The organism is Sphingobium sp. B11D3B (assembly GCF_025961735.1).
GTDB lineage: Bacteria > Pseudomonadota > Alphaproteobacteria > Sphingomonadales > Sphingomonadaceae > Sphingobium.
The window spans coordinates 2566201-2584297 of record NZ_JAOQOF010000001.1; the positions used below are offsets into that span (position 1 = coordinate 2566201).

The window sequence follows — 18097 nt, forward strand, 5'->3', positions numbered from 1 at the left end:
CCATCAGATACTCCATGATCGCGCTTGCGCGGGACGCCCCTATTCAGCAGCGATCGCGTCGATATCATGCGCGGGTTTTGCCGTCCTCAGCTGCATCATGTGCCGCCGATAGGTCGCGAGCGCCTGGCCGACCACCTGATCCATATTATAATAGCGGTAGGTGGCGAGCCGTCCGACGAACAGGACATCGGGCGTACCCAAAGCGAGCGCTTCATAGCGTTTGAACAGAGCGGCATTTTCCGGGCGCGGGATGGGGTAATAGGGGTCACCCTCCGCGCTGGGATATTCGTAGGTGATGCTCGTGCGGGCCGCACTCTGGCCGGTCAGATGCTTATACTCGGTAATCCGTGTATAGGGCACTGCTTCTGACGGATAGTTGATGACGGCGACCGGTTGCAGCCATTCGGTGTCGCGCGTCTCGTGCCGAAACTCAAGCGACCGATAGGGCAGCTTGCCGTAGCGATGGCCGAAATATTCATCGATCGGGCCGGTAAAGACGAGCCGGTCATACCGCACGCGGGCCGCAACCTCCTCGAAGGTAACGCCAAGCTCCATGTCAATCAGCGGATGGTCGAGCATGGCGGCGAACATCGCCGTATAGCCCTCGGCCGGCATCGCCTGGAAGCTGTCGGTGAAATAGCGATCATCCGTATTTGTCCGCGTGGGCACGCGGGCTGTCACCGATTTGTCGAGTTCGGACGGGTCCATGCCCCATTGCTTGCGGGTATAGCCTTGGAAGAAAGTCTCATAGAGATGGCGCCCCACCTTGGAGATGACCACGTCGGCCGATGTGCGGATCGTCTCGACCGGCTCCGCCTGGCTCTCAAGAAAGGCCTCCGCCTCTGCCTCGTCCGCCAATGCCAGCCCGTAGAGGCTGTTCAATGTGTCGCGGTTGATCGGCATCGGCACCTGCAGCCCATCGACGTCCGCCAGGACGCGATGCTCGTAAGGGTGCCAGCGCGTGAAGCGTGAGAGATAGTCGACGATGTCCTGACTGTTCGTATGGAAAATATGGGGACCGTAGCGATGGACCAGAATGCCGGCCTCGTCATAATGGTCATAGGCATTGCCGGCGATATGGTCGCGCCGATCGATGACGAGGACGCGCTTGCCGCCGTCCGCCGCGAGGCGTTCCGCCATCACCGCGCCCGCAAAACCCGCGCCGACGACCAGATAGTCGTAATGGCGGGTGGGGAGCGGCGTCATCACCTCCTCGATGAGCGCCGACATCGCGTCGACCACCTTGTCCCAGGAGAGATCGGCGAGACATGCGTCTGCGCTCGCCCTCCACGGGGCATCGGCAGGCGCACGGGCGCGAGAGAGAGCCCGCTCGCACGCAGCCACGAATGCCTCGGGATTACCGGCGATCTCGACCGCGTCGAGCATGCCATAATGGCGCACGACATCGATGATCGGGGTGGAGACCACCGGCAGGCCCGCTGCAAGATATTCCGGGGTCTTGGTGGGAGAAATGAACTGCGTGGACGGATTGATGGCAAAGGGCATCAACGCGACGTCCCAGCCCCGCGCATAGTGCGGGAGCACGCCATAGGCTTTGCTTCCCAGATAGGCGATGTTGGGCCGCTGCGGCAGATCGGCGGGATCGATCTTGACCACGGGCCCCACGAGCACCAGCGACCAGTCGGGATGCGCATCGGCGATGGCGGCGAGCAGGGCGAGGTCCATCCGTTCGTCAATGACGCCGTAGAAGCCGAACCGCGGCCGCGCGAGAGCGGCCTGGTCGGAAGGATCCTCCCCCGGCAGGCGCGCCGCGGCAAAATGCGCGGCGTCGACGCTGGAAGGGAAAGCATGGACCGCAGGGTGGCGCGCGCGCTTCGCCTCGTAGAGACTGTAGCCGCCAGTGAAAACCAGATCGGCTCTCTCGAACAGCTCGGCTTCCAGTTCCGCCAGCTGGGGGGGCGCAAACCGGAAATTCGCCAGCTCATCCATACAGTCATAGATCGTGCAGACCGCTTGGAGATGCCGCGAGAAGGGCAGCATCATCGGCGTATAGTACCATGTCACCAGCGGCTCGGCATGATCGCTCAGATGGGCGTCGAGCAGGTGCCGCAGCGTTGCTTGGCTTTCCGCATCCGTCAGGCCTTCCGGGAGGTGCGGTGTCGCGACGGTGATGTGCGGGGCGGGCGTCCTCAGCTCCAGCCAGGCATCAGCGGTCTCGCCGCTCACGAGCGGTTCCTCCCAGAAGGTGACCGGCTGACGATATGCGAAACGCGACATAAGATGTTGCGGGCGCTGGAACACGAAGTCCCAGCGCAGATGCGAGAAGCACATCAGCGTCATTATTTGTGGCTTTCGAGGCTAGAGCGGAATGAACCTGTATGGGCAACAATGCGCGCACAGCGTCCTTGCTCCCGCTTATTTACCACGATTGATCGATATCAATACGATAGTGCCAGTAGGACTTTGATTGGAGGCGAACGGGGGGCCGGGTTGGTATATGCTCGGTGCACGGCCATCGCCGTATGAGGTTCCCTTGGACGCCGTATCGACCCAGCTTGCCCCTCTCGCCCTGTGGGGCGGCTGCGAATGCACGATCAATCGCGTCGGGGATGATTATCTCGATCAGTCGGCGCGAAGCGGGCACAGTGATCGACCCGAAGATCTGGATCGATTGGCCGGCTTGGGCGTGACGGCGCTGCGTTACCCTTTGCTGTGGGAGAGTTTTGCCCAAAGCGACCAGCGCGAGGCTCTTTGGGCGTGGCACGCCGACCGGCTAGGGCGGCTGCGCGCGCTTGGCATCCGCCCGATCCTCGGCCTGATCCATCATGGCAGCGGTCCCGCCCCCACCCACTTGCTGGACCCGGCATTTGCGGCGGGTCTTGCCGATCACGCGCGGGAGGCGGCCGAGCGGTTCCCCTGGGTCCAGGATTGGACGCCGGTCAACGAGCCTCTCACCACTGCGCGCTTTTCCGCCCTTTATGGTCATTGGTATCCCCATCTTCACGACGAGACGGCTTTCTGGACCGCGCTCCTCAACCAGATCGATGCCATTCGGGGGGCGATGGACGCGATCCGCACGATCATTCCCGCGGCGCGCCTCGTTCAAACGGAGGATCTGGGGCACACTGACGCGACACCGCAGCGGGCCGCTCAGGCAGCCTTCGACAATCATCGCCGCTGGGCGACCTGGGATTTGCTGACTGGCCGCCTGGTAGCGGGGCACGCGCTTTGGAATCATCTCGACGGCCTGGGGCTGTCGGATCGTCTGCGCGACATCGCCGCCGCGCCATGCCCGCCGGCCGTCATCGGCCTCAATCACTACCTCACCAGCGACCGCTTCCTCGACCACCGGCTGGAGCGCCACCCCCCGGCCAGCCATGGCGCTTGTGCCATCGGGCCGGTTGCCGATGTCGAAGCGGTCAGAGCCATAGCTCACCCGCCGGGGCTTGAAGGCGCCATTCGCGCTGCCTGGGAACGCTATGAGGTGCCAATCGTGCTCACCGAGGTGCACAATGGCTGCACGCGCGAGGAGCAGATGCGCTGGCTCGACGAAGCCTGGACAACGGCCACGGCGCTCCGCGCGGACGGCATCTGCATCGACGCGGTGACGGTCTGGAGCCTGTTCGGCGCGTTCGACTGGGACAGCCTGCTCACCCAAAAGGCCGGCCATTATGAGAGCGGCGTGTTCGACGTGCGGGGCGCCCAGCCGCGAGAGACCGCTTTGGCGCCGATGATGCGCGCACTGGCAGGAGGCGCAAGGCCGGCTCATCCGGTCCTGCATGGACAGGGATGGTGGCGTCGACCCGGGCGCCTCACCGGGGCTGCGACAGAGCCACGCGCGATCGATGTACCGCCGGCTCCAGAAGCGCGCCCGCTCTTGATCTTGGGTGCAACCGGAACCTTGGGCCAGGCCTTTGCGGGGGCCTGTTCGCTTCGTGATATCGATCATCGGCTGGTCGGACGAGACGTCATCGACCTGCACGATGCCGCCACGATTGCCGACGCGCTGGATCGGCTGCGGCCCTGGGCCGTCATCAACTGCGCAGGCTGGGTGCGGGTCGATGAAGCAGAGGGCAGCGCCGATGCCTGCCTTGCAACCAATTTCACAGGCTGCGTCGCCCTTGCAGCCGCCTGCGCGCAACGCGACATCCATTATAGCTGCTTCTCCAGCGACCTCGTCTTCGATGGCCATGGTCGGCGCGCTTATGTGGAAAGCGACGCGCCAGCGCCGCTCAACGTCTACGGAGAGAGCAAGGCGCGGGCCGAGGCGGGTGTTCTGGCGGCTGGCGGGCGCGCCCTGGTTATCAGAACCGCATCCTTCTTCTCACCCTATGATCCGCACAATTTCGCCATGCATCTGGTGGCGGCGCTGCGGACCGAACGCGTATTTCACGCCGTGGGGGATTGCATCACCTCGCCCACTTATGTGCCCGATCTCGTCCGCGCCACGCTCGACCTCGTGATCGATGACGAGTGCGGCATCTGGCACCTCACCAGCGACGGCGCTTTTTCCTGGGCGCAGTTTGCGCATGCCGTCGGCGAAAGGATGGACCTGCCGACCGATCTGATCGAAACGGTCTCCATCGACGCGATGAACTGGCCGGCGCGGCGGCCCCGCCATGCGCCGATGAGCAGCGAGCGCGGCCTGATCATGCCCAGCCTGGCTTCGGCAATCGACCGCTTTGCCCTGCACCTTGGCTGAGCCCGGGTTTGCCGCCCCGGCCTAGGCCTTTTCGAGAACGGCCCGGATCTTGGCCGCGAGCTGCTCGACCGTGAAGGGCTTGCCGAGAAGCTCCACACCGGGATCGACAACGCCGTTGTGGACAACGGCGTTGCGCGTATAGCCGCTGGTATAGAGCACCTTCAGGTCCGGCCGGCGGCGGCACGCTTCATCGGCGAGTTTCCGTCCGTTGATGTCCGGCATGATGATGTCCGTGAACAAGAGCGTGATCTCCGGATGCTCGTCCAGCACGCGGAGCGCCGCATGTCCGCCATCCGCTTCCAGCACGCGATAGCCCAGTTCGACCAGCGCATCGACGCTGAACCGGCGGACGGCGGCCTCGTCCTCGACGACCAGAATGACCTCCTGCTCATCGCCCCTCGGCAGGTCGGCCCGCACCTGTTCGATCTCTCCGGCGGCCTCGCCATAGAATCGCGGGAGGTAGATCTTGATCGTCGTCCCTTCGCCCGGCTCGGAATAGATTTTGATATGCCCGCCCGACTGCCGGACAAATCCGTACACCTGGCTCAGCCCCAGACCGGTGCCCTTGCCCACGGCCTTGGTGGTGAAGAAGGGATCGAACGCCTTGGCGATCACGTCGTCCGGCATGCCCGTGCCGGTATCGGTCACGGCGATCATCACATATTGGCCCGCCGGAACACCGAAATTCTCCGCGGCATAGCGATCATCGGCGTGCGTGTTTTGCGTTTCAATCGTCAGGTGTCCGCCATCTGGCATGGCATCGCGGGCATTGACCGCAAGATTGACGATCGCGTTTTCAAGCTGATTGCGGTCGGCATGGGTGCGCCAGACCCCCGCCGCCAGAACCGTCTCCAGCCGGACATCGCCGCCCAGCGAATGCAGCAGAAGCTCGGACATGCCCGAGACGAGCTTGTTGGGATCGAGCACCTCGGGATTGAGCGGCTGCTGGCGCGAGAATGCGAGGAGGCGATGGGTCAGGGTCGCGGCGCGCTGCGCACCATCGATCGCGGCATCGATATAGCGTTTCGCGCGCTCATCATCGGCCATGACGCGCCGGCTCAACAGGTCGAGTGAGCCGATCACCACGGCCAGCATATTGTTGAAGTCATGCGCGATGCCGCCGGTCAATTGGCCGACAGCTTCCATTTTCTGTGCCTGACGCAAGGCCGCCTGCGCTTGCTCGCGCACGGCCACCTCCTCGGTCACGCGACGCTCGAGATGCTCGTTGAGCTCCCGCAGTTCCGCCTCGGCCCGCTTGCGCGCCGTCACGTCAATCGCCGTGCCAACGACGCGCAGACACCGCCCGGCCTCGTCGAAGACGCCGCGTCCCTTGGCGGCCACCCAGCGCACCAGTCCATCTTCCTTGCCGATCGTCCGATATTCGACATCATAGATCGCGCGGACATTGGGGTCTGCGGCCGCCAGATAGGCTTCGGTGGTATGCGCGCGATCGTCGGGATGGAGGCCTTCGTAAAAATCCTGCATCGACACTTCGACATCGGGCGAGATGCCGAACACCCCTTTCACGATGGGTGGCCAGATCAGAACATCGTTGACCACGTCGACGTCCCAGAAGCCGACCTCGGCGGCATCCGTCGCCAGCCGCAGCCGCTCCTCGCTGATCGCCAGCTCGGCCCGGACGCGCATCCGCTCGGATAGATCGAGCATCGCCCCGATCATGCGCAAGGCCCGCCCCTGCGCATCCCGGATGATGTGGCCGCGATCGAAGACGTGGGCGTAGCTCCCGTCTCCACGCCTGAACCGATATTCCCCGCTCCAGCTGTCCGACGAGCCGTCAATCGCTGCGTGGATGGTCCTGTCGACCTCGTCCCGGTCGTCAGGGTGGATCTGCGCGATCCACCATTCTCCGCTATTCTCGATCTGGTCGGCCGGGTGGCCATAAGCGATGGAGAGCGCGTCGTTCCAGGTCACATAGTCGGTGACGAAATCCCAATCCCAGATGGCGTCGTTCGTCGCCTTGCTCGCCAGGCGGTAGCGTTCCTCGACCGCGCGAATATCCTCAAGCCGGGTTCGCGCTTCATATTGCCGCCGGCGCGCCCGCAGCGCAGCCGTGGCGACGCTGACCAATGTGGTCGGGTGAAAGGGGCGTTCGAGAAAGGTCACGTTGCCGAGCAATTCGAGATGGCGGCCGGCGGCAGGATTGCGCTCGACGCCGCCGCCGCGCTGGGTGAGCAGGACGAAGGGCAGATCGGACCATTCCTGTTGCGCGGCGATGAGCTCCACCAGCGGCCTCAGATCGGCCGCCTTGACCGCTTCATCGGTCATCATCACGAACCCAAGACCCTGTGCGAGGCGCGCGACCAGCGCATCGAGCGACGGGACAATCTCGGTTTCGATACCGGCTTGGTTGAGGATGGCGGCGGCGATCTCTGCATCCCGACCGTGAGGGGCGAGGATGACGGCACGCTCCGAAAAAGTGCGGTTCATCAGCCTCGCTTGTCCTGGCCGAGGTCCATCAGATTGCCGGCACCGACCATCGTGGGGATGCCACGCAATACACCCTGAAAATGCGTCAGCGGCTCGCCGATGGTGATGCCTTGTGCGTCGATACGATATTCGCGGATCGTATTCTCATGGACGCCCGAGCGTTTCTTGACGATCGAGATGGCCCGCCGGACATGGCCCACCGCCTCGAAATAGCGCAGCAGCACGACCGTATCGGCCAGATAGGTGATGTCCACCGGGGCCTGCATGTCTCCCACCACGCCATGCTGCGTGACGGTGAGGAACGTGCTCGCGCCGCGCCGATTGAGATATTGCAACAGCTCATGAATGTGGAGGACAAGCGCGCTCTCCTCGGGCATCGCCGCGCGATATCCGTTCAGGCTGTCGATCACGACGGTGCGGATGCCATGCTCCTCGACGGTCGCGCGCACCCGATGAGCAAACTCGCCGGGCGACATTTCGGCCGCATCGACCTGCTCGATGACGAGCTTGCCGTCCGCGACCAGCCGGCTCACATCGATGCCAAGCCCCTTGGCCCGATCGGCCAGCAGGCCAAGTTCCTCATCGAAGACGAACATGGCCGCCGTCTCACCGCGCGCGGTGCACCCTTTTACGAGATTGAGCGCCAGGAGGGATTTGCCCGTCCCCGTCGGGCCGAGGATCAGCGTGCTAGTGCCGGAGTCAAAGCCCCCGCCGAGCAGGGCATTGAGTTCGGCGCTTTCCGTCGGCGCGGTGGTCCGCACGAAATCGGATTTATGCTCCAGCGATACCAGTCTGGGGAAAACCCGCACACCGCCGGTATCGATCACGAAATCATGATAGCCCCCGCGATAGCGCTGGCCGCGATATTTGAGCATCCGCAACCGGCGGCGTTCCGAACCGTAAAGCGGTGCCAGCTCCTCAAGCCGCAGCACGCCATGAGCGACGCTGTGCACCGTCTTGTCATTGGTGTCGGAGGTCAGATCGTCGAGCATCAGCACGGTTGCATTATGCTTGGCGAAATAGTGCTTCAGCGCCAGAATCTGGCGGCGGTAGCGCAGCGAGCTTTGCGCGAGCAGCCGGATTTCCGAGAGACTGTCGATCACTAACCGCTGCGGCTTGACCCGCTCGATCGCCTCGAGGATGCGCTTGGTGGTTTCGCCCAGTTCGAGGTCGGAGGAGTAGAGCAGGCTCTGCTGCTGATTCTCGTCCAGCAGCGTCTCGGGCGGTACGAGTTCGAAAATGTGGAAATGCTCATTCAGTGCCCAGCCGTGCGAGGCAGCGGTCTCACGCAGTTCCTCCTCGGTTTCCGACAGGGTGATGTACAGCCCCCGCTCCCCGGCCTCTGCACCGTTCAGGAGGAACTGGCTTGCGATGGTCGTCTTGCCGGTGCCCGGATCGCCCTCGACGAGGAAAAGCCTGCCGCTGGCAAAGCCGCCCGCCGTCACATCATCAAGCCCCTCAATCCCACTCGACGCCTTCGCCGTCCGATCCATCCGCACATCTCCCTTCGCAAACGCCGGACCGTCTCCGCACGTCCACCGCTCCCGAAAAGAGCAAGCTGAAAACCCACGATAGAGGATTGCGATCCCTCCGTCTCTCAGGATTGCGCGGGCGCAACGCTTTAATTTGAGGTTGCGGTGTTGGACTTGCCGCTGGGCACGCGCGAGGAACCCGAAAGCTGGAGCCCCCTACCGTCGCGCCTCGAAGACCGACGCGCGGCGGGGCGTGAGCAGCTTTACCGGCGCGCCCAGTTCTCGCTCAAGCGTGGCGAGCATCCACTGGCGGTGGCGCGCGAGATAATCCGCGAAGCCGTCCGGCTTGGCCGGGTCGAATGTCGGCACCGCCCAATCGAGCGAGGGGGCCTTATAGTCAGCCTTCATCAGGCCGACCTCGTCGCGGGGCGGATCGACATGAGCGCCGAGATAGTCGTTGCCCGTGAAGCGAATGAACTGAGCCGGCGAGAAGCCGGCCGAGATCAGATAATCCGGCCCTTGGCGGCCGACCTCGCTGCCATAACGCGCCGTGCCCGCGACCGCGAAGCGATTGTTGCGGAAGCGGACGTCGCTCGCCCAGCCCTGCCACTCGGTCGCAACGACCATCTGGACATCCTTGCCCTTGGCGACGTGGATCACATTCTTCTCGATCAAGGCGTCCGAAATCGTGCCTGACAGTTGAAAGATGCGCGTCCCGTCATTCTGGCTGACATTGTGACGCACCACGGTGCCGCGATTGCCTATATTGTCCTTGTCATTGGCTTTGGGCGAACAGATCAGCAGAAAGCCCCCGGCATTATCGTGACTGTAATTGTACGCGATGGTGGTCCGGCGCGAGTTGAAGTCGGAATCGAAGCCCTGACCGTCATAGCGCGTGCGGGTGTAGGCAGCTTCATTGAGCTGGATGAGGCTGTGATCCGTGCTCCACTGCCAGATTCCGGCGCTGTATCCGGGCGCCCGGCCAGCGGCATAGCGGACGATATTATGCTCGATCAGCGCGCCATCGGTGCCGCGCGGCACGATGCCGTCCCCGCCAATGTCTTCCAGATAATTGTCCCGGATTACGATATCATAGCTTGGATACCAGCGCGCAGCGGTGACCTGATCGCTGATGCCGGCAATGCCGGAGCGGTCCACCCGCCAGATGATGTTGCGCTCGATCGCAAGGTCGTCGAAACGGGTCGGAAAGCGGGGGCCGAGCGCCTGAAAGACGATGCCGCCATTGTCCTTGCGATCATTCGTGCCGCGCACATCATGGATGTACATGTCGCTGATGCGGATGCCGCGGACGACGCCGACATTTTCGGCCGACACGAGCACGCCATAGCGCGAGCCGGCAGGCGGGCCGTCATTGGTCAGTTCAAGGCCGCTCACCGTCACATAGCTTGCGTTCAGGATCGCGACCGCATGGGGCGAGACGCCGCCCGCATCGATGCGTGGGCGCGCGCCCGAACCGGTTGCGGCGACCACAATCGGCGCCCCTCTGCTGCCCGATTGGGTGATGGTGAGCGGTTCTTTCCAAACCGACCCCGCCGCCAGCAGAATCCTGTCACCCGGCTTGAGCTTCACGCTGCTTAGGCGGGCGAGCGAGCGAAATGGCTGCGTCGCAGCGCGCCCGTCGAACCGATCGTCGCCAGTGATCGCGTTCACATGATAGGTCTCTGCCCTGGCATGGGCAGCGGTGAGGCTGAGCGCCACCGCGATGAGCTTGAGGCCTTTGCCCGGGCGCATGAAACGCAGGGCTCGGCCTTGCGGGCCAGCGCCGGGATTGCTGAGGTCTGGCGAAGGCCGGGGAACGTGGGCGGAGCAGAGGGTCGGAAGCAGCGTGCTGAACATAGTGCGGCAGAGGGCCTTGAAGATCGAACAGCCCTCGCTCTAGCGGCAAGTGCATGAATGTCGAATGACCCGCTGCTCTTCAGGGCACATCGCGCGCGGTTGACTGTTGCAACTGACATAAAACTGTCACAATGGGCGCCACGCGCTCTGCTGAGGGGACAAACAATCAAACAGATTGCGGCACTACCCTATCGGGCTGAAGGCGATGCGCTGGATGCACCGATCCGGATTCTGCTCATCACCTCGCGCGAGACGAAGCGCTGGGTGATTCCCAAGGGCAACGGATCGGCGGGCAAGCTCCCGCATCAGGCGGCCGCGGCCGAAGCCGAGGAAGAAGCCGGCATCGTCGGGGCCGTCTGCCCGACGCCATTGGGGACCTATCGCTATCGCAAACGGCGGCGTAACGGCGCCAACTTGATGGTGGACGTCGAGGTGTTCCCGCTGGCGGTCAATCGGGAACTCACAGACTGGAAAGAGCAGCACGAACGCGAGCGGCGGTGGTTCAGCCTCAGCGAGGCAGCCGATGCCGTCGACGAGCCGGATCTGAGCGATCTGATCCGATCCTTCGCAGCATCCGAGTTCAAGGCGGCGACACGGCGCCAATCGGTGATGGACACCGTTGCGCACACTTCAGGGATAAGCAGGATGTTTGGTTGGTTTCAGCGCCTTTTGCCCAAGCAGGGCAATTTCTTCGATCTGTTCGAAGCGCATGTCCAGACCGTGGTCGCTGGCGCCGATGCGCTGACCCGGCTGCTGCATGACGGGGACAGTCGCGATGACCATATTCGCGAGGTGATCGAGCGGGAAACCGATGCCGACGAGATCATCCGCGAGGTGCTTCACCTCGTCCGCAAGACGTTCCTCACGCCCTTCGACCGCAGCGCGATCATCAGCCTTGTGAGTTCAACCGACGATGCGATCGATGAGATGCAGTCGGCCGTGGCGGCCATCGACATCTATGACGTGCACGACTTCGATCAGGAAATGAAGGACATGGCGGCGATTATCGTCGACAGCACGCGCGTGCTGGCGGAAGCCATGCCGCTGCTGCGCAATGTCGCCCAGAACGGCAAGCGCCTGCATGAACTGACCGAGCGGCTGGTGCGGATGGAAGGCCATGCCGACGCCATCCACAGCGAGGGGCTGAAGCAGGCCTATCGCAAGTTCCGGACGGCCGATCCCATGGCGTTCATCGTCCGGCGCGAGATCTACAAGCATCTGGAGCGGATCGTCGACGCGCTCGAGGATGTCGCGAATGCGATTGACGGCATCGTCATCGACCATAGCTGAGCGCACAGGGTCATGCACAACCTCGCCTTTCCGCTGCTGGTCGGCCTGATCGTCATCGCGCTCGCATTCGATTATCTCAATGGCTTGCACGATGCCGCCAACTCGATTGCGACCGTGGTGGCGACCCGCCTGCTCGGCCCGGTCGCGGCGGTGGTTTTCGCGGCCTTCTTCAATTTCGCGGCCTATTTTCTCATGCTGGCCTTCCCCAGCCTGCACAAGGTCGCCGAGACGATCGGCGCGGGCCTCGTCAGCCAGGATCTGATCACGCCGGCCGTCATCTTCGGCGCGCTGATCGGCGCCATGTTCTGGAATGTGGTGACGTGGCTCAAGGGCATTCCCTCCTCCAGCAGCCACGCGCTGATCGGCGGCCTCATTGGCGCGGGAATGGCCCATGCCGGCATCTCCGGCATCCAGTGGAGCGGCCTCAACAAGACGCTGATCGCCATCGTGCTCTCGCCCACGCTGGGCATGCTGCTCTCCATGCTCATCATGCTGGCGACGAGCTGGGTGTTCCGCCGGGCCACCGCTCGCGGCGCCGAGCATGCATTTCGCTATTTGCACCTGTTGTCCTCGGCCGCCTATTCCGTCAGCCACGGCCTCAATGACGCGCAGAAGACCATGGGCATCATCACGGTGCTGCTCTATTCGACCGGCTATCTCACCGGCGAATTCGCGGTGCCGCACTGGGTGGCGATTGCCTGCTATATCGCGATCGCGCTGGGCACGCTGACGGGCGGCTGGAAGATCATCGAGACGATGGGCTCGCGGATCACCAAGCTCTCGCAGCACCAGGGATTCAGCGCCTCGCTTGGCGGCTCGATCATGGTGTTCACGGCCTCGCTGATGGGCATCCCCGTCTCGACCACCCACACGATTACCGGCTGCGTGATCGGGGCGGGCACCGCGCGACGGGCCTCCGCCGTGCGGTGGGGCGTGGCGCAGAGCGTCATGATCGCCTGGATCATCACCATCCCGGCCTCAGCTGTCGTGGGCGCAGCCTTCTATTTTCTGGCCCGGCTGTTCTGATCTTGCGGCCGTCGTGAGGGACTAGCCAAACACCGACGTTGCGGCCGGCTTGGCGGCTGGCACAGTGGCGCCTCTATGCCGGTATCGGCGCGCCTTCGTCCGCCGCACGCTCCGGGCCCCTGCGCGCCCCTCCGATGGGCGCAACAAAAATCGCTTAACATATGTAAAGACAGGGAACAGTGCGCGTTGCTGTTGGTTAATCAGGCGAAGATTTCCTTTGACCTGAGGTAGATATGAGCCAATCGAATGCCCGGCATGCGACTTCTGCGGCGCTGGCTCTTGTCCTGGCAGGCGGTCGGGGCAGTCGCCTTCATGATCTGACCAGCGCGCTCGCCAAACCTGCTCTGCCGGTTGGCGATGTGGGCAGGCTCATCGATTTCACGCTGGCGAACGTCGCCAATTCCGGCATCCCCCGCGCACTGGTGCTTACCCAATATGAGCCCGACGCGCTCCATCGCCATTTGAACCAGACGTGGCAACGCTTTGGCGGCATCGAGCTGAACGTGCTCGACGGCAATGAATGCGGCCCCTTCAACGGAACCGCGGACGCAGTCGTCAAGATCAGCGACCAGATCGACCAGGAAGCGCCGGACCATGTCGTGGTTCTCGCGGGCGATCACCTTTATCAGATGGACTACCGGCCGTTCATCGAGCGCCACATGCTGAGCAACGCGAAAGTGACGGTCGGCGCGGTGCACGTCCCGCTGGCCGACGCCGACGAATTTGGTGTCATGACGGCAGGTGCGGATGGCCTGATCACCGATTTCGCGGAGAAGCCGGCCTCGCCTGCGGAAGCGCCGGACCGTCCCGGTCATGCCTTTGCATCGATGGGCATCTATGTCTTCACCTGGCAGCTGCTGCGGCAGGTGCTGGCCGAACTGGCTCCGCTCCATGAGGATCTGGATTTCGGCAAGCATGTCCTGCCCCGGCTGGTGGCCGAGCGAGGCGCCTATGTCTACGCGCTGCCCGGGCGTGGGCAGGCCGCGCCCCTGTGGCGCGATCTCGGCACGGTGGATGCCTATCATGGCATTCATGCCGATATCGCCAGCGGCCGGGTCGCGCTCGATCCCTCGTGGCCGGTCGCCGGGCGGCGCGCCATTGGCCTGCCGGTGCGGTCGGCCCCGGTTTCCGACCGTCCGGCCTGGCCGGGCCATATGATCGGCCAGGGTGCCAGCGTCGGCGAGCGAGCCCAGCTTCGCAACGTCGTGGTGATGCCCGGCGCGCGGGTCGGCTCGGATGTGCGCATCGACAATGCGATCGTGACCGGCGATGCCGTCATTCCCGACGGCTTCGATCTCTCCGCAGCGCTCAGGCAGTGCGGCGAGGGCTGCCTTGTCTCGGAAGGGGGCATTCGCCTCCTGTCCGCGCAGGCGATGAGCCGGCTCGCCGGCGCGAAACGATCCGCCAAGCCCCGTTATGCCTCGGCAGATGAGGGCGCCCGGAGAATGCTGGCGCCCGGACTTTGACCCAGGCAGACGATATCGGCCTGGAGCCAGACGCGACACCTTTGGCCTTCGCAAAGCCGGACAGGCTGCACCATGAACTGGGCGCCGAATATACCGGTGACGGCGTTCATTTTGCGGTCTTTTCCGAAAACGCCGAGGCCATCGAACTCTCGCTCTTCTCGGACGATGGGGAAGAAGAGGTTCAGCGGCTCGAACTGCCCCGACGAGAAGGCTCGATCCACTCGGGCTTTCTCCCCGGCCTCAAGCCCGGTCAACTCTATGGTTATCGCGCGCATGGCCCCTATGAGCCCGAGCAGGGCCATCGCTTCAACCCCAACAAGCTGCTGCTCGACCCTTATGCGCGGGAAGTATCCGGCACGCTCAAATGGGACGATGCGCTGTGGGGCTATGATCTCCTGAGTGGCGACGATCTGACGTTCGACACGCGCGATTCCGCCCCGTTCACGGTCAAGAGCGTAGTGCAGAATCCCGATTTCGATTGGGAAGGAGACGCAGCGCTGCGCCTCCCGTGGACCGAGACGATCATCTACGAAGCGCATGTGCGTGGCCTCACCATGACGCACCCCGATGTGCCCGAGGAGCTGCGCGGCACTTATGCCGGCATGGTGTGCGAGCCGATCCTCGACCATCTCCGCAAGCTCGGCGTCTCCGCCATCGAGCTGTTGCCCTGCCAGTTCTTCCTCGATGATCGCAGCCTGCTGGAACGCGGGCTCTCCAATTATTGGGGCTATCAGACGCTCGGCTATTTCGCCCCGGAAACCCGCTTCCTCCAGCAGGGCGAGGGCGTCCCCGGTGCCATTCGCCAGTTCAAGGAGATGGTGAAGCGCTTCCACCGGGTCGGCATCGAAGTGATCATGGATGTGGTCTACAACCACACCGCAGAAGGATCGGAACGCGGCCCGACGCTCTGCTTCCGGGGCCTCGACAATGCGGCTTATTATGTCCTGTCGCCGGACCATCCGCGATACTCGTTCGACCAGACCGGCACGGGGAACACGCTCTCTGTGGCGCACCCCATGGTGCTGCGGATGGTGCTCGATTCACTGCGCTACTGGGTGCAGGTCATGCATGTCGACGGGTTCCGCTTCGATCTCGCCTCGACGCTGGGACGGCAGGCGGCGGGGTTCGATCGGGAAGGGACATTCTTCGGCGCGATCCGGCAGGACCCCATCCTTGCGGGTGTAAAGTTGATCGCCGAGCCTTGGGACGTGGGGGAAGGCGGCTATCAGGTCGGCGGCTTCCCGGCGCCGTTCCGCGAATGGAACGACAAGTTCCGCGATACCGTGCGCGGGTTCTGGCGGGGGGATGGCGGCCTGGTCGGCGATCTGGCGGGGAGCCTGCTGAGCTCACCCGAGCAGTTCAACCATTCGGACCGCAGCCCCACCTCCTCGGTGAATTTCCTCGCTGCTCATGATGGCTTCACGTTGATGGACTGCGTGTCCTTCAACGACAAGCACAACGAGGCCAATGGCGAGAATGGCGCGGACGGCCATGATCATAATCTGTCCGCCAATATGGGTGCCGAAGGCGCAACCGACGCCGCCGATATCCGCGCGGCACGCAGCCAGCGCCGGCGGAACATGATCGCGACGATGCTGCTCAGCCAAGGCGTGCCGATGATCCTGAGCGGGGACGAAATCGGCAACAGCCAGCAGGGCAATAACAACGTCTACTGCCAGGACAATGAGACGGCGTGGATCTCATGGGCCGAGCGCGACGATTCGTTTCTCGATTTCGTGCAGCGGATGGTCCGCTTCCGCCTCGATCATCCGGTCCTTGCGCAGGAGACATTCCTGCTCGGCGATGCGGGGGACGATGGGCGGACGGAAGTCGCCTGGTATCAGCCCGACGGGCGCGAGATGGACGAGGCGGTGTGGGCGGAAACGGAGTTGCGCGTGCTCGGCCTGTTCATCGACCACTCCGCGCGAGCGGCCTTCCTTGACGATGAGAATATCGGTGCGCTCTTCATCATCGTGAACGCCGGCGACGCGCTCGACTTCACCCTGCCCCACCCCAATGGGATCGCGCATTGGACGCGCATCCTGGATACCGCCAGCGCCGACCCCTTCAGCGAAGAGCCGTGCGAGGGCGATATCCTCGCCATCCCGGCCAACAGCGTGTGCGTCTACGCGCCGACCGCACGATGACCGGCCATCATTTCCGCAAGGGCTGGGGCGCAGAGCCCGAGGAAGACGGGCAATGGCGCTTCTCGCTCTGGTCGCCTGATCGCGAAGCAGTGTCGGTCGAGATCGACGGCGTATCGACGGCCTTGGCGCCAGGCGAAGATGGCTGGTTCTCCGGCAGCGCTGCGGCTCAACCGGGAGCCTCCTACGGCTTTCGGATCGGCGACAGGCTCTATCCCGATCCGGCAGCGCGGGCCCAGATGGGCGATGTTCACGGCCCCTCGCGCCTGGTCGACCCTCGCGCCTTCCAATGGTCCGCCGACTGGGCGGGTCTCCCCTGGCATCGGGCGGTCATCTATGAGCTTCATGCCGGGACCTTCACGCCCGAGGGCACATTTGCCGCCGCGCAACGGGCATTGCCACGCCTGAAAAGCCTCGGCGTGACGGTCGTCGAGCTGATGCCGGTCGCCCAGTTCGAGGGCGCGCGCGGCTGGGGATATGATGGCGTGCTGCTCTATGCGCCCCATCCTTGCTATGGCGGTGCGGACGGCCTCAAGCAGTTCGTGGATGCAGCCCACAAGCTCGGCATCGCGGTAATGCTCGACGTGGTGTACAACCATTTCGGCCCCTCGGGGAATTATCTGCCCGTCTGGTGCCCGTCCTTCTTCCACACCTCGGCCCGCACCCCCTGGGGGGACGGCATTGCCTTCGATGTGCCCGCCGTTCGCGCCTTCTTTCTCGACAACGCATTGTTCTGGCTGGAGGAATATCAGCTGGACGGGCTGCGCCTGGACGCCGTTCACGCCATTGCCGACCAGACCACCGAGGACTTTCTGGCGGATCTGGGCAAGGCTGTTCGCGCGCGCGACTGGGGACGCCCGATCCATCTCGTGACCGAGGATGAGCGCAACCTCGTCGACTATCTCGAGCCGGATGCGCCCTTCAATGCCAGCTGGAACGATGACTGGCACCACGCGATCCACTGCGTGCTGACCGGGGAAGACGAGAGCTATTACGCCCCCTTCGCCGTCGATCCGCTGGCGGACATCGAGCTAGCGCTGCGCGATGGATATGTCGAGCAGGGGCAGAAGCGGCCCCCGCATGAGCATTTGCGCGGCGAGCCATCCGCCCTGCTGCCCCGGACGGCGTTCATCAATTTCCTGGGCAATCACGATCAGATCGGCAATCGCGCGCAGGGCGAGCGGTTGCACCATCTGGTGGCGGATCGCGCCGCGCTGCGAGTGGTGACGGCCCTGACGCTGCTGACGCCCTTCACGCCGATGCTGTTCATGGGCGATGAGTTTCTCACCGAAGCGCCGTTCCTGTTCTTCACGGATTTCACGGGCGATCTGGCTGAAGCGGTGCGCACCGGCCGGGCACGGGAGTTCGCGAAGTTCACATCCTTCGCCGGTACCGTGCCGGACCCCAATGACCCGCAAACGGCCGCCCGCTCGATGATCGGCCACGCGGCCAACGATGCGCAGCGCGAGCATGAAGCCTTTGTGCGCGATCTTCTCGCGCTGCGGGCGTTCCATATCACGCCGCTCCTTGCACAGACGGAACGGCCCAAGGCAGTCGTCCTGCGCGAAGGCGCGGCGTTCGATGCGCGGTGGGAATTTACCACTGCGGCCCTGCACGTCCGCTTGCTGCTTGGCGGCGAGGATTTTTCCACACCCACTGACCCCTTCTTCGTGGAGGCTGCGCAAGGAAGCGGCTTCGCTTTCGCCGCCGCCGTTCGAAAGGACCAATGAC

The 18097-nt window shown here is 63.9% G+C and carries 10 protein-coding genes; 6 read left to right on the forward strand and 4 right to left on the reverse strand.

The window, feature by feature from the left end; genetic code table 11:
• Positions 1-39 precede the first annotated feature (39 nt).
• The gene (gene glf / locus M2333_RS11900) at positions 40-2238 is read right to left on the reverse strand and encodes a UDP-galactopyranose mutase (RefSeq protein WP_264611904.1); all 2199 of its coding nucleotides are present in this window, start codon (positions 2236-2238) and stop codon (positions 40-42) included.
• A gap of 256 nt (positions 2239-2494) precedes the next feature.
• Here glf and M2333_RS11905 point away from each other — a divergent pair, with 256 nt between their 5' ends.
• Positions 2495-4663, forward strand: a complete 2169-nt coding sequence (locus M2333_RS11905; protein ID WP_264611905.1) for a family 1 glycosylhydrolase — start codon at positions 2495-2497, stop codon at positions 4661-4663.
• A gap of 21 nt (positions 4664-4684) precedes the next feature.
• Here the strand turns inward: M2333_RS11905 and M2333_RS11910 are convergent, their stop codons facing one another.
• The 3 genes from M2333_RS11910 to M2333_RS11920 form a co-directional block, all read right to left on the reverse strand.
• Positions 4685-7111, reverse strand: coding sequence for a PAS domain-containing sensor histidine kinase (locus M2333_RS11910; protein ID WP_264611906.1), 2427 nt, complete (start codon positions 7109-7111; stop codon positions 4685-4687).
• Complete coding sequence (locus M2333_RS11915; RefSeq protein WP_264611907.1) at positions 7111-8604, reverse strand: ATPase domain-containing protein; 1494 nt, start codon at positions 8602-8604, stop codon at positions 7111-7113. The genes M2333_RS11910 and M2333_RS11915 overlap by 1 nt, the downstream gene beginning before the upstream one ends.
• Before the next feature lie 195 nt (positions 8605-8799).
• On the reverse strand, positions 8800-10335 hold the full coding sequence (locus tag M2333_RS11920; RefSeq protein WP_264611908.1) for a right-handed parallel beta-helix repeat-containing protein: 1536 nt from the start codon (positions 10333-10335) through the stop codon (positions 8800-8802).
• Between the two features lie 270 nt (positions 10336-10605).
• Between M2333_RS11920 and M2333_RS11925 the strand changes: the two genes are divergently transcribed.
• The 5 genes from M2333_RS11925 to treZ all read left to right on the forward strand — a co-directional run bounded on the left by M2333_RS11925 (position 10606) and on the right by treZ (position 18096).
• On the forward strand, positions 10606-11730 hold the full coding sequence (locus M2333_RS11925; protein WP_264572309.1) for a DUF47 family protein: 1125 nt from the start codon (positions 10606-10608) through the stop codon (positions 11728-11730).
• 12 nt (positions 11731-11742) lie between these two features.
• Positions 11743-12756: an inorganic phosphate transporter gene (locus tag M2333_RS11930; RefSeq protein WP_181560695.1), complete on the forward strand. Its 1014-nt coding sequence runs from the start codon at positions 11743-11745 to the stop codon at positions 12754-12756.
• 233 nt (positions 12757-12989) lie between these two features.
• Positions 12990-14222 (forward strand): glucose-1-phosphate adenylyltransferase family protein, encoded by a 1233-nt coding sequence (locus tag M2333_RS11935; protein ID WP_264611909.1) that lies wholly within the window; start codon positions 12990-12992, stop codon positions 14220-14222.
• A complete protein-coding gene (gene glgX / locus M2333_RS11940) occupies positions 14219-16369 on the forward strand; it encodes a glycogen debranching protein GlgX (RefSeq protein ID WP_264611910.1) in 2151 nt (716 codons plus the stop codon). The genes M2333_RS11935 and glgX overlap by 4 nt, the downstream gene beginning before the upstream one ends.
• Complete coding sequence (gene treZ / locus M2333_RS11945) at positions 16366-18096, forward strand: malto-oligosyltrehalose trehalohydrolase (RefSeq protein ID WP_264611911.1); 1731 nt, start codon at positions 16366-16368, stop codon at positions 18094-18096. Before glgX ends, treZ begins: the two co-directional genes overlap by 4 nt.
• The last annotated feature ends 1 nt before the right edge of the window (position 18097 follow it).

Excerpts from the sequence above, each read along its gene's own strand:
- M2333_RS11935 (WP_264611909.1), top strand. The coding sequence starts at position 12,990 with ATGAGCCAATCGAATGCCCGGCATGCGACTTCTGCGGCGCTGGCTCTT.
- M2333_RS11910 (WP_264611906.1), bottom strand. The coding sequence starts at position 7,111 with ATGAACCGCACTTTTTCGGAGCGTGCCGTCATCCTCGCCCCTCACGGT.
- glf (WP_264611904.1), bottom strand. The coding sequence starts at position 2,238 with ATGTCGCGTTTCGCATATCGTCAGCCGGTCACCTTCTGGGAGGAACCG.
- M2333_RS11915 (WP_264611907.1), bottom strand. The coding sequence starts at position 8,604 with ATGGATCGGACGGCGAAGGCGTCGAGTGGGATTGAGGGGCTTGATGAT.
- M2333_RS11930 (WP_181560695.1), top strand. The coding sequence starts at position 11,743 with ATGCACAACCTCGCCTTTCCGCTGCTGGTCGGCCTGATCGTCATCGCG.
- M2333_RS11920 (WP_264611908.1), bottom strand. The coding sequence starts at position 10,335 with ATGCGCCCGGGCAAAGGCCTCAAGCTCATCGCGGTGGCGCTCAGCCTC.
- treZ (WP_264611911.1), top strand. The coding sequence starts at position 16,366 with ATGACCGGCCATCATTTCCGCAAGGGCTGGGGCGCAGAGCCCGAGGAA.